Source organism: Ensifer sp. Root127 (genome assembly GCF_001425225.1).
In the GTDB taxonomy this organism is placed as follows: Bacteria; Pseudomonadota; Alphaproteobacteria; order Rhizobiales; family Rhizobiaceae; genus Ensifer; species Ensifer canadensis.
In genome coordinates, this window is record NZ_LMDX01000054.1 from 228,698 (window position 1) to 241,165 (window position 12,468).

11 protein-coding genes and 1 pseudogene are annotated in these 12,468 nt (G+C 62.6%); 6 read left to right on the forward strand and 6 right to left on the reverse strand.

Annotation, left to right across the window (positions count from 1 at the left end; all coding sequences use genetic code 11):
* The first annotated feature begins 1 nt into the window (after position 1).
* The 3 genes and pseudogenes from ASD03_RS36260 to ASD03_RS38585 form a co-directional block, all read left to right on the forward strand.
* Positions 2–943: an ABC transporter permease gene (locus ASD03_RS36260; RefSeq protein ID WP_057219028.1), complete on the forward strand. Its 942-nt coding sequence runs from the start codon at positions 2–4 to the stop codon at positions 941–943.
* A complete protein-coding gene (locus tag ASD03_RS36265) occupies positions 940–2,232 on the forward strand; it encodes an amidohydrolase family protein (RefSeq protein WP_057219030.1) in 1,293 nt (430 codons plus the stop codon). The genes ASD03_RS36260 and ASD03_RS36265 overlap by 4 nt, the downstream gene beginning before the upstream one ends.
* Positions 2,233–2,271: 39 nt before the next feature.
* Positions 2,272–2,391 (forward strand): annotated as a pseudogene (locus ASD03_RS38585) (NAD(P)H-dependent oxidoreductase); the annotation flags it as partial.
* Positions 2,392–2,472: 81 nt separating this feature from the next.
* Here the strand turns inward: ASD03_RS38585 and ASD03_RS36270 are convergent.
* The 6 genes from ASD03_RS36270 to ASD03_RS36295 form a co-directional block, all read right to left on the reverse strand.
* Positions 2,473–3,255: an ABC transporter permease gene (locus ASD03_RS36270; RefSeq protein WP_057219032.1), complete on the reverse strand. Its 783-nt coding sequence runs from the start codon at positions 3,253–3,255 to the stop codon at positions 2,473–2,475.
* A gap of 3 nt (positions 3,256–3,258) precedes the next feature.
* Positions 3,259–4,437, reverse strand: a complete 1,179-nt coding sequence (locus ASD03_RS36275) for an ABC transporter permease (RefSeq protein ID WP_057219035.1) — start codon at positions 4,435–4,437, stop codon at positions 3,259–3,261.
* On the reverse strand, positions 4,434–5,501 hold the full coding sequence (locus tag ASD03_RS36280; RefSeq protein ID WP_171520168.1) for an ABC transporter ATP-binding protein: 1,068 nt from the start codon (positions 5,499–5,501) through the stop codon (positions 4,434–4,436). Before ASD03_RS36280 ends, ASD03_RS36275 begins: the two co-directional genes overlap by 4 nt.
* A 110-nt stretch (positions 5,502–5,611) precedes the next feature.
* Positions 5,612–6,664, reverse strand: a complete 1,053-nt coding sequence (locus ASD03_RS36285; protein ID WP_025429177.1) for an ABC transporter substrate-binding protein — start codon at positions 6,662–6,664, stop codon at positions 5,612–5,614.
* 212 nt (positions 6,665–6,876) lie between these two features.
* Positions 6,877–7,617 carry an SDR family oxidoreductase gene (locus tag ASD03_RS36290; RefSeq protein WP_025429178.1) on the reverse strand — a complete coding sequence of 247 codons (741 nt, stop codon included), beginning with the start codon at positions 7,615–7,617 and terminating at the stop codon, positions 6,877–6,879.
* A gap of 76 nt (positions 7,618–7,693) precedes the next feature.
* The gene (locus ASD03_RS36295; protein WP_057219037.1) at positions 7,694–8,374 is read right to left on the reverse strand and encodes a GntR family transcriptional regulator; all 681 of its coding nucleotides are present in this window, start codon (positions 8,372–8,374) and stop codon (positions 7,694–7,696) included.
* A gap of 183 nt (positions 8,375–8,557) precedes the next feature.
* On the opposite strand from ASD03_RS36295, the gene ASD03_RS36300 reads away from it, so the two are divergent.
* From ASD03_RS36300 to ASD03_RS36310, 3 genes are all read left to right on the forward strand, one after another.
* Positions 8,558–9,607, forward strand: coding sequence for a phosphotransferase enzyme family protein (locus ASD03_RS36300; protein WP_057219039.1), 1,050 nt, complete (start codon positions 8,558–8,560; stop codon positions 9,605–9,607).
* Positions 9,608–9,609: 2 nt separating this feature from the next.
* Positions 9,610–10,926 carry an aspartate aminotransferase family protein gene (locus ASD03_RS36305; RefSeq protein WP_057219040.1) on the forward strand — a complete coding sequence of 439 codons (1,317 nt, stop codon included), beginning with the start codon at positions 9,610–9,612 and terminating at the stop codon, positions 10,924–10,926.
* Positions 10,927–11,137: 211 nt separating this feature from the next.
* Positions 11,138–12,217 (forward strand): GSU2403 family nucleotidyltransferase fold protein, encoded by a 1,080-nt coding sequence (locus ASD03_RS36310; RefSeq protein WP_057219042.1) that lies wholly within the window; start codon positions 11,138–11,140, stop codon positions 12,215–12,217.
* Positions 12,218–12,468 lie beyond the last annotated feature (251 nt).

The window sequence follows — 12,468 nt, forward strand, 5'->3', positions numbered from 1 at the left end:
CATGGACGCGCTTGAGATCCTCTTCACCGCCTCCTTCTGGGTCGCCGCCATCCGCATAGCATCGCCGCTGATCTTCGCAACCATGGGCGAGTTGATCTGCGAGCGCGCGGGCGTCCTCAACCTCGGCATCGAGGGGATCATGACGGCAGGCGCCTTCGCCGGCTGGTTCACCGTCTATTCTGGCGGCGATCTTTGGGCCGGCGTGCTGGTCGCTGCCCTGGTCGGTGCCATGTTCGGCTTGCTGCACGCCACGCTCACGGTACCGCTCGGCCTGTCGCAACACGTCGTCGGCATCGGCGTTACGCTGCTTGCTACAAGCCTTACCTATTTCACCTATCGTCTTGCGCTGCCCGAGGTGACGTCGCCGCCCAAGATCGAGCCGTTCCAGCCCTTGCCGATCCCGGGCCTGTCCAGCATTCCTGTCGTTGGTGAGGCGCTGTTTACCCAGACGCCGCTGACCTATCTCGCATTCGTGTCGGTCGCAGCCGTCGCCTGGATCCTCTATCGCACCCCCATTGGCCTTGCCGTTCGCGCTGCGGGTGAAAACCCGTCGGCGGTCGAGGCGCAAGGCATTTCGGTCACCGGCATACGCATGGGCGCCGTCGCCGTCGGCAGCGCGCTGATGGCGGTCGGCGGCGCCTTTCTCACCATCTCGGCCTTCAATTCCTTCTTCTTCCAGATGATCAATGGGCGCGGCTGGATTTGCATCGCGCTGGTCGTCTTCGGCTCCTGGCGACCAGGAAAGGCGCTGATCGGCGCCATCCTGTTTGCCGCATTCGATGCCTATCAGGTTCGCCTGCAGCAGATATCGGGCGGTATCGTGCCCTATCAGGTTTTCCTGATGATGCCCTATGCGCTGTCGATCCTGGCGCTGATCCTGGTCGCACGCCGCGCCACCTATCCCAAAGCTTTGATGATCCCGTACCAGAAAGGCGAAAGATGAGTTTCGACCTGATCGTAAAGGGCGGCACGCTGCCCGATGGAACCGTCGCCGATATCGGCATCAAGGGCGACAGGATCGCCGCGATCGAGCCCCGTATCGATGCCGGGGCCGGTCGTGTCGTCGATGCCTCGGGCAACCTCGTCAGCCAGCCCTTTGTGGATCCGCATTTCCATATGGACGCAACGCTGTCCTACGGCCTGCCGCGTATCAATGCCTCAGGCACGCTGCTCGAAGGCATCGCGCTGTGGGGCGAACTCAAGCCGCTCCTGACCCACGAGGCCGTCAAGGAACGCGCGCTGGCCTATTGCGACTGGGCGGTCTCGATGGGCCTCCTCGCCATCCGCACCCATGTCGATACCTGCGACGACCGCCTTCTTGCGGTGGAAGCGCTGCTCGAGGTCAAGAAGGAGATCGCGCCCTATATCGATCTCCAGCTCGTCGCCTTCCCGCAGGACGGGCTCTACCGCTCGGCGAATGCGCGCGAGAACACCATCCGCGCCCTCGACATGGGCGTCGACATCGTCGGCGGCATCCCGCATTTCGAGCGGACCATGTCCGACGGCACGCGTTCCGTTACCGAACTTTGCGAGATCGCGGCCGAGCGCGGCCTGATGGTCGACCTGCATTGCGACGAGACCGACGATCCTCTGTCGCGCCATATCGAGCAGCTTGCCTATGAGACCCAGAGGCTCGGCCTGCAAGGCCGGGTGGCTGGCTCGCACCTTACCTCAATGCATTCGATGGACAACTACTACGTCTCGAAACTGCTGCCGCTGATTGCGGAAGCCGGTGTCTCGGCGATCCCCAATCCACTGATCAACATCATGCTGCAGGGGCGGCACGATACCTATCCCAAGCGGCGTGGCCTGACGCGAGTGCCCGAAATGCTGAAGGCCGGCATCCGCACCGGCTGGGGTCAGGATTGCGTGCTCGATCCCTGGTACTCCCTCGGCACGGCCGACATGCTCGACGTCGCCTTCATGGGATTGCACGTCGCCCAGATGTCCTCGCCCGCGGACATGCGCACCTGTTTCGACATGGTGACCAAGGTCAATGCCGAGATCATGGGACTCGATCATCTCGGCCTAGCCGTCGGCAAATTGGCAAGCCTCGTTGTGCTCGATGCGGGCAACCCCATCGAGGCGGTGCGGCTGCGCGCCGAGCGGCTCTGTGTCGTGGCGAAGGGCAAGGTCGTGGCTGAACGCGAGAAGCGCGATACGGCCCTGTCCATCAAGGGCCGTCCGGCGACCATCAACCGCCGCCACATCGTGCCACCGCAGCCACGTTGAACGGACTGGACGAGAACAGAACGGGAGGGGCCGAATACCCCAGAGAGCGTCATCCGGTTCATCGAGAAAATTTCCGCGAGTGACGGGCTGATCATTTCGAGCCCTGAATATGTTCGCAGCATTCCCTGCAGCCTCAAAAACCCGATCGATTGGCTGCTCGGGCCGGCATCAGTGCGCTTATCTATCCCTTTACGTATCCAAAGCCTTCAACGATCTTTTCATCCCGGACGCGCAAATTGTCTAACGCCGCTTCGCCAGCACAGATCGAGACAGCACAACCGCGAGGCCGATCAGAATTGTCGCGACGATGAAGAGGAAGGCCGCTGCCGCAATCGCCGGGCTGATGTTCTCGCGGATACTGGAAAACATCTGCCGGGCCAGCGTACGCTGGTTGGGACCGGCGACAAAGAGCGTCAGCACAACCTCGTCCAGCGAGGTGGCGAAGGCCAGCACCGCGCCGGAGAGCACGCCGGGCATGGCGAGCGGCAGGGTCACGCGGCGGAAGACTGTTGCGGGCGAAGCGCCGAGGCTTTGTGCGGCGAGTTCCACGCGTTCGTCGATGCCGGCAAGCGCGCCGATGACGCTGACCACGACGAAGGGCACGGCGACGACAGTGTGGGCGATGATCACGCCGGCATAGCTGTTCGTCAGGCCGAAACCCGCAAGTAGCACCTGCATGCCGACACCGAGCACGACAGCGGGCACCACCATGGGCAGTAGAAAAAGCGTGCGTATTGACCCGCGGAAGAAGAGGAGGCGGTTGCGCAGGCCGAGCGAGGCGGCGGTGCCAAGCACGGTGGCGAGCAGCGTCGTGCCCGTCCCGATGATCAGGCTGTTAAAGATCGCCCGCCGCCAGGCATCTGCCGTGAACAATTCCTCGAACCAGCGCAGCGACCAGGACGGGATCGGGTAGGTGAGGATGACGCTCGAGGTGAAGGCGAGCGGCAGGATGGCGATGAGAGGCGCGACGAGAAAGAGGATCGTCAGCGAGGCGAAAACGAACTTGGTGAGCTTCATCGGCATGACCTAGCGCCTCCCCGGCTCGTCAGTGGAGAGCCGCGCATAAACGCTATAGAGCAGCAGCGTCGCGACAAGCAGCACGACGCCAAGCGCCCCGGCCATGCCCCAGTTCGCAGAACCTGTGGCGTAGAAGGCGATGATCGAGCTGATCATCTGGTCACCCGGCCCGCCAATCAGTGCCGGCGTGATGTAGTAGCCGATCGCAGAAATGAAGACGAGCAGGCTGCCGGAAGCGACGCCGCGCAGGCTCAGCGGCAGCAGCACGCGCAGGAACGCGCGCCAGGGCGGCGCTCCGAGCGAGGCGGCCGCCGGCATCAGATTCTTCGGGATGGTAATAAGCACCGAATAGATTGGCAGCACCATGAAAGGCAGCAGCACATGGGTCATGGCGATGATGACGCCGGTGCGATTGAAGATCAACGGCAGCGGCGCATCGATCAGGCCGAGCGTTTGCAGAAGGTCGTTGATCAACCCTTTTTCCTGCAACAGGATGAACCAGGCGGCGGTGCGGACCAGAAGCGAGGTCCAGAGCGGTAGCAGCACAGCAGCCAGCATCAGGTCGCGCTTCCAGCCGGTCAGCGAAGCCGCGATCATCGCATAGGGGAAGCCGATACCGGCGCAGGCGAAGGTGACAAGTGCGGCGATCCAGAAGGTGCGCACGAGGATAACCCGGTTGACGGACCGGTCGGCTGGGAGTTGCTCGATATCGCCGGCGGCATTGCGGCCGAGATCGACTGCGGCGAGCAGGTTGCGATCGGTGAGCGGCGCGAGCGCATCGGCGATGGCCAGCCAGAATTCCGGTTTCTCCCAACGCTTGTCGATGGAGACGAGGTCGGCGGGCGGGTTCGCCGTGTCGTCGAGCGCGCTGGTCGTCTTGGACATGAGCGTGCGGAAGCCGGAACGTGCGCTGTTGAGGCGGCGGACCATATCGCCGAGCGCCTGGTCGTCATCGACGGCCTTCAGGTCCTCCATCAGCGCCGTCTGCATGGGCATGGTCGGCGGCGACTTTCGATCCCAATCCGTCAGCACTTCGGCGCTGCGCGGAAGCAGGCGCAGCACGGCTGGATCCGACACCGCCTGCGACATCATGCTGAACAGCGGCCAGACGAAGAAGCCGATTAGGAAGAGAAGCAGCGGCGCAAGAAGAACGAGCGACCGCCCGGTCCGGGACGAGACTGCACTCATGGCGCGATGACCCGGCAATCGCCGGCTGAAAAGGCCGCATAGACCTTGGTGCCCGGCGGGAATTCGCGTGACCGGCGACCGAGCTTGGCGATCAGCGGTTGCGCTGCGTTCTGTAACTGCACACGCAGATGATCGCCCTGATAGACGGAATCGGTCACTTCCGTTTCCAGGCAATTGCGCGCTTCGCCGCGCGTTTCGCTGAGATCGACCCGCTCCGGCCGGATAGAGAGAAAGACGGGTTGGCCGGAGGCGACGCTGCCGGAAACGGCCGAAACGATATGCGCGCCGGACCGCAGGCGCACGGTCGCCTCCTGCCCCTGCACCGCCTCGACGACACCCTCGACCAGATTGGTCTCGCCGATAAATTCCGCGACGAAGCGCGTCGCCGGTTCGTCATAGACCTGCCGCGGCGTGCCAATCTGCTCAATCTTACCCTTGTTGAAGACGGCGACGCGGTCCGACATGGTCAGCGCCTCCGACTGGTCATGTGTGACGAAGACAATCGTTACGCCAAGGCGGCGGTGCAGGTCGCGAATGTCGAGCTGCATTTGCTCGCGCAACTGCTTGTCGAGCGCGCCGAGCGGCTCGTCCATCAGCACGACGCGCGGCTCGAAGACCAGCGCGCGGGAAAGCGCCACACGCTGTTGCTGCCCCCCGGAGAGTTGCGAAGGCCGGCGGTCGGCGAAGGCCGACAGCTGCACCATGTCCAGCGCCCGCGCCACGCGCTCGGCGATCTCCGCCTTGCCCAGCCTACGCATCTGCAACGGGAAGGCCACGTTCTCGCCGACCGACATATGCGGGAACAAAGCATAACTCTGGAAGACGACCCCCATGTCCCGCTTGTGGGTCGGCACGTCGTTGATCGCCGTCCCGTCCAGCAGGATATTGCCGGAGGTCGGCTGCTCGAAACCAGCCAGCATCATCAGGAGCGTCGTCTTGCCGGAGCCGGAGGGACCGAGCAGGCTTACGAACTCGCCCTTGCCAATGCCGAGAGCCAGGTTTTCAACCACGCAGAGCGGGCCGTAGAATTTGGTGATGCGGTCAAATCGAATGAATTCGGCCACGGAAGACTCCATCGCTAGAGGCGAAGGATGCGCCATCCGGAAAACCCGTGAGAACGCATCCGGCCAGGCAGGAAGGGCGCCCGTCGGAGCGCCCTTCGCGGCGAATGTTCTTACTGGGCCAGCCAGGCGTTGAAGCGCTGCGTCAGCGTTTCGGCATTGTCGATCCAGAAGTCCACATTCAGCGAGATCGACTCCGTCATGTTCGCCGGATCGGTCGGCAGGTCCTTGGCGAATTCCGCCGGAACCTTGGCTGCAGCTTCCTTGTTCGGCAGGCCGTAGGCGACGAATTCCGGCAGCTTCGCCTGATGTTCGGGCAGGCTTGCGAAGGCAATGAAGTCCTGTGCGGCGTCCTTGTTTTCCGCATCCTTCAGCACCACCCAGCTATCGACGGCGTAGATGCTGCCCGGCCAGACGACCTTGAAGTTCTTGCCTTCCGTGCGGTTGATGCCAGTGATGCGGCCGTTATAGGCCGACGTCATCGCCACTTCGCCAGAGGCGAGGAACTGCAGCGGCTGGGCGCCCGATTCCCACCAAACGATGTGCGGCTTCAGCTCGTCGAGCTTCTTAAATGCGCGCTCGACCCCTTCGTCGGTCCCAAGCACGTCGTACAGCTCGTCCTTAGAGACGCCATCGGCGAGCAGCGCGAATTCGAGCGTATATTTCGGGCCTTTTCGCAGCGAGCGCTTGCCGGGGAATTTTTCGACATTCCAGAAGTCCGCCCAGGAGGCCGGGCCTTCCTTCAGCTTATCACCGTCATAGGCGATCGCCGTCGACCAGACGATGGCGCCGACACCACAGTCATCGACCGCAGAATCGAGGAACTTGTCCTTGCCGCCCATCTTGTCCCAGTCGATCTTTTCATAGAGTCCGTCGGCACAGCCGAGCGCCAACTCTTCGGCTTCCACCTGCACGGCATCCCAGTTCGGCGCGCCGGCCTTGACCTTCGACTGGATGACGCCGATGCCGCCGTCCCAGGCTTCGTCGAGCACCGGCTTGCCGGTCTTTTCGGCGAAGGGCTTGAAATAGATGTTGCGCTGCGCGTCCTGATAGTTGCCGCCCCAGGAGACGACGGTCAGGTCCCGTGCGAATGCCGGTGCGGCAAGGCTTGCGGACAGCACGACGACGGCGGACGCCAGAACACCCGCTTGAAAGATAGTCTTCATTGCACTCCCCTTTTCTTCGTTTGTGAAGGAACCGCCGTCAGCCTCCGGCCCCCGTTGACGATCTCATGCGGACTGCTGACCCGTCCCTTTGGCGTATTGCGATGATTACAGCCTTTCCGGTCGTCGCGCCCTTTCTCCCCGGGCGTTTGTCCGACCGTATGATGCACTCCGGTCCTTGTCGGTCAGCGGGGATTTTCCCCAGTCGACCATCGTTAGACGTGTTGACCTCCGTTGATGTGAATTTCCGCGCCGTTGATGTAGGACGATGGCTCGGTGCAGAGGAAATAGATGGTCTCCGCGACCTCGCGCGGTTCGCCCAGTCTTCGCATCGGCACTTCCGCCGCCACCAGTTCATCCGTTCCGGGCGACAGGATCGACGTTTCGATCTCGCCCGGGGCGATGGCATTCGCCCTGACCCCGCGTTGGCCGAATTCGTGCGCCATTTCACGGGTCAGCGAGGCAAGCGCCGCCTTGGACGCCGCATAGGCAACGCCTGCGAAGGGGTGGACGCGCGAGCCGGCGATCGACGTAACATTGACGATCGAGCCCTTCGCCGCTTCCAGTTCCGGCATGAGTGCGCGGGCGATCAAAGCGGTCGAGATAAGATTGACGTTGAGCACCTGCGTCCAGACATCGGCATCCGTATCCAGCACACCGAGGCGGCTCTTGCCCGGCCCCTTCGGCGAAATGCCGGCATTATTGACGAGCGCGTGCAGCCGGCCGTTCGGCAGGCGCTCGCGCACCGTCGCTGCCAGGCGGTCGATCTGCGTGAGATCCGCGAGGTCGGCCTGGATATGGCTTTCGCGGGCGGAGGGCCAGGCGCATTCCTCGGAAAAGGATTGACGGGAAACGGTGAGAATGCGCCAGCCCTTCGACTGGAAGAGCTTGACCGTCGCATGACCGATCCCGCGGCTCGCACCCGTCAGCAACATGTAGCGGCATTCTTCGGTCATGGGAGCGTTCTCTGTTGATGCTTGATACATCGTAATAGGCCGCCCATGAATTGCAAGCCTCCTCTTCCAAGTGATGTCAGGCCCAGCGCGCCTCCCGCTCCGTTCCCCGTTCGATGCGCTCGAGGATCGGCTTGCCGCCGAGCAGGATATCGTCGACGATCGCCATCGAGGCGGCGGCGGAATCGTGCCGTTTCAGGGCTTCGACGACCGGGTAGTGATGGTCGATCATCGCACGTCCACCCTCTATATAGGCATCGGAAATGTGCGGCCCCATCTGCAGCCAGAGCCGCCGCAGGATGCCGTTCAGCACCGGCAGCCCAGCGATCTGCGGCAACAGGAAGTGGAAGGCTTGGTTGAGTTGCGTGCCCTTCAGCCGGTCGCCAGCCTCGATTGCCTGTTCATTTTCGCGCAAGATGCGTTCCAATGCCTCGATATCCGTGCTCGTCGCCACCTGGGCGGCGGTTTCCGCCGCCAATCCCTCCAGCCGGACACGGATTGCGCGGATCTCGCGGTAGCGGTTTTCGCTCAAACCCGGGATGCGGATGTCGCGCGGCGAGCGGAAGGTGATCGCCTCGTCATTGGCAAGCCGAAGGATGGCGTCGCGGATCGGTGTGACGCTCGTGCCGAATTGTTCCGCCAGATCACGGATCTTCAGCCGGTCGCCGGGCTGGAACCGTCCCTGGATCAGGGCATCGCACAACGCACCATAAACGGCGCTGTTGAGGTTCTCATGATCCAGTGACGTAAATTGAGGCATGGAACTGGTCCGCAAAATCGAATAACAAGATACTTGATGCATCTTTTTCGGCGTGTTTCAAGTATGACATGTCGCGGACATCTTCCGCCAAACGGCTTGCGGCGGCAATTTAGTCGGCACCGTGGTCAGCAGACGGCAGGGACAATCGAAGGAAATGCGGGCAACCCCACCAACGGAGCAAGCATGACGGAGCCATCGCCCACCGCCAAGAAGGCCGATTCCATGTCGGCGACGTGGAGTGCGACATCGCTTGCCGATGCCGAGGCCGCGGTGACGCAGGTCTATGGCATGGGCGGCACGATCAGGCGGTTTTCCAGCGAAAGGGACGAGACCTTTCTTTTCACCCGCTCGGACGAAACGGACTTCATCCTCAAGATTGCCAATCCCGCCGAGGACCCGGCCGCGCTGGAATTCCAGGACGGTGCGCTCCTGCATCTGGAGGCTGCCGCCCCCGCCGTACCGGTGCCGCGGCTCATACTCACGAAAAGCGGAGAGCCTAGCCACACGCTTTCCACCGCCGATGGCCCGCGCATCATGCGCCTGCTCACTTTCCTGCGGGGAGAATTGCAGTACCGCACACCCGCCTCCGAGGCGCAGAGCCGCAACGTCGGCCGGGCGCTTGCGGAACTCGGGCTCGGCCTTGAGAACTATGACGGACGCCCGCCGGCGGGAAAGCTGATGTGGGACATTTCCCACACGCTCGATCTCACTGCCGTCCTCGACCATGTCGCGCCCGAACGCCGGGCGCAGGCGGAGGCGGTGCTGGCGGAGTTCGAGCGGGCGCTTCCCGCCATCACCAATCTCAAGCGGCGGCAGATCATCCACAACGACTTCAACCCGCACAATGTCTTGCTCGATCCGGCCGCACCCACCGCAGTCGTCGGCATCATCGATTTCGGCGACATGGTCCATGCGCCACTCATCAACGATCTTGCCGTCGCGCTTTCCTATCATCTGGCGACGGAAAACTGGGCGGCGCGCACCAGTTCCTTCCTGGAGGGGTTCCTTTCGGCACGTGCGTTGGAGCCTGCCGAAATTGAACTTCTACCGGTGTTGACCCGGTCGCGGCTGGCGATGTCTCTCATCATCGCCGAATGGCGCTCCGCACGCTTCCCGGAAAACCGCGACTATATTTTGCGCAACCACGCCACCGCCTGGCGGGGGCTTCAAAACATATCCGATTTGACGCCGGCCGGGCTGAAAAGGCTCGTGCCCAACTTTTCCGAGGCCTGATCATGTCGATGGTAAATGCTTTCTCGCGCGAAGATTTCGAACGGCTCGACGAAGCCGAACGGGCGCTGATCGCGCGCCGTGAAAAAGTGCTCGGTCCCGCCTACCGCCTCTTCTATGAAAAACCGCTGCATCTCGTGCGCGGTGAAGGCGTCTTTCTCTATGACGCGGCCGGCGAACGATATCTCGATGCCTACAACAACGTCGCCTCGCTCGGCCATTGCCACCCGCGCGTGGTGGAGGCGATCACCAGGCAAACCGCCGTGCTGAACACCCACACGCGCTACCTGCACGAAGGCATCGTCGACTATGCAGAGGCGCTGACGGCCACCTTCCCCGAGGCGCTCAGCCAGGTCATGTTCACCTGTACCGGCAGCGAGGCGAATGACCTTGCGGTGCGCATCGCCCGCTTCGTCACCGGCGGCACAGGCATCATCGCAACGGAGCTTGCCTATCACGGTCTCACAAGCGCCGTCGCGGAATTCTCGCCGTCCCTCGGCGAAGCCGTTACGCTGGGGCCGCATGTGCGCACCGTGCCCGCCCCGGACAGCTACCGCCATTCCGCCGAAGAGATAGCGGAAAAGTTCGGCCGCGACGTGCGCGCGGCGATTGCTGACTTGAAGCGCCACGGCATTAAGCCGGCCATGCTGATCACCGACACGATCTTTTCGAGCGACGGTATTTTCGAGGGGCCGAAAGGTTTTCTGAAGCCGGCCGTCGACGCCATCCATGAGGCCGGCGGTCTCTTCGTGGCCGATGAAGTACAGCCCGGCTTCGGCCGCACCGGCGAGGCGATGTGGGGCTTCGAACGCCACGGCGTCGCGCCCGATATGGTGACGATCGGCAAGCCGATGGGCAACGGCTACCCGATGGCCGGCATCGTCCTGCGCCCGGAGGTCATTGCCGAGTTCGGTCCTCGGGCGCGCTATTTCAACACGTTCGGCGGCAATCCAGTCGCGGCCGCCGCCGGCAAAGCCGTGCTGGACACGATCCGCACTGAAGGCCTGCAGCAGAATGCGCTGGTGGTTGGTCGCCACCTGATGGATAGGGTGAAAAGCCTCTCAGCTACGCACCCGGCGATCGGCGACGTGCGCGGGTCTGGGCTCTTCATCGGCGTCGAGATCATCGCGGACTCGGCCACAAAGCGTCCTGACGCGGCCCTGTCGACACGCATCGTCAACGGCCTGCGCGAGCGGCGCATCCTGATCAGCGCCTCGGGTCCCAATGCTAACGTTCTGAAGATCCGCCCTCCCCTCGTCTTCTCCCGCGAGAACGCCGACATGCTGGTTGACGCACTCGGCGACGTGCTGAGGACGCTCTGAAAGAATCGAAGCTGTCCTGCAAGGCCGGGTGGCCGGAGCGGCGTGGCCTGACGCGAGTGACCGAGATGCTGATGGCCCGCATCCGCACCGGCTGGGGTCAGATTGCGTGCTGGTGGCGTTATACTAAATTCGCAATATCAGTATAACACCACTCCCATCGGAGTCTCCGACTGTTATACTAACTTTCGCGATTCAGTATAACGGGGCAAATATGCGGCAGATCGACCTGATGTATCGCACGATGACCGCTGAACTCGGTCAACGTTTGCTCGACGCCAGCTTCTCGGCCGATTTCCCGGTCGAAGGCCGCTTCGTGCCGGTCACGGTCAAAGCCCGCAAATACTGGTATTTCGACCAGCCAGGCGAAGGCGAGGGCCACCGGCAGAAACGCCGGTATGTTGGACCGACCGATGATCCCGAAATCAACAGGCGGGTAAAGGACTTCCGCGCGATCAAGGATGACGTCAAGGCCCGCCGTAAGCTGGTCACCACCCTCGTTCGCGAGGCTGGATTACCAGCTCCCGAACCGTTTTCCGGCGATGTCGTCGAGGCGCTGGCCCAGGCTGGCATTTTCCGCTTGCGGGCCTGCTTGGTAGGAACGGTAGCGTTCTCGACCTATGCGGGCCATCTTGGCGTCCGTCTTCCTGCCGCCTCGATGATGACGGGTGTTGCTGATTTCGCCCAGGACTACGCGATCAGCTCCGAAGTAGGGGATTCGTTTCCGCCTATTCTTGAAATCCTACAAGGCGTCGATCCGACCTTCCGGCCGATCCCGCACCGCTCAGGGTCAACCCGATCAACGGCATTCAAGAACCGGGCGAGCTACAATGTGGAATTCTTGACCGGAAATAGGGGTAGTGATGACTATCAAGATCAACCGGCCGACATGCCCGCCCTGGGTGGGGCAAGCGCCGATCCGCTGCGGTTTTTGGATTTCCTCATTTATGAGCCCGTGCGAGCCGTCCTGCTACACAAAAGCGGTATCTCCGTGATCGTCCCGGCTCCGGAGCGCTATGCTGTTCACAAGCTGATTGTGGCCTCCCGACGCGTAGTCGATACGATTGGGGCTGCAAAGCGCGACAAAGACTTGAGGCAAGCGGTATTGCTCTTCGATGCGCTCGATGCTTCCAACCGTCTCGGCGAGCTGTCGGACGCTCTCAAGGAAGCCTGGGAAAGGGGAGAGGCCTGGCGCCATGCGATCCGGGCCGGAATGGGGTACATGTCCCGAGGGGATAGAGCTGCCACGGCCGCCTTGTTCCATGAACTGGGTGTCGATTACGAAGCGGAGTAGCACTCCGAAACATCATCAAGAGTATTATCGACGATCGTGAAGTCGGCACCCGGTGATGTCAGGGCCGCCAGAGATTCCGGTCCAGGTGCGACCATTTACCTCTGCAGTCGCGGTTTGGCTCTTCTCCCGGCGACCCGCACCCTGGCCAGTCCCACGGTCGCCCACCGAGCCGGACGTCTCACTGACCGCTGGACCATGGCTTGGAATACTGGCATCGTCGGCCGCGTATCGGTCCAGAAGAGCTGCGATCA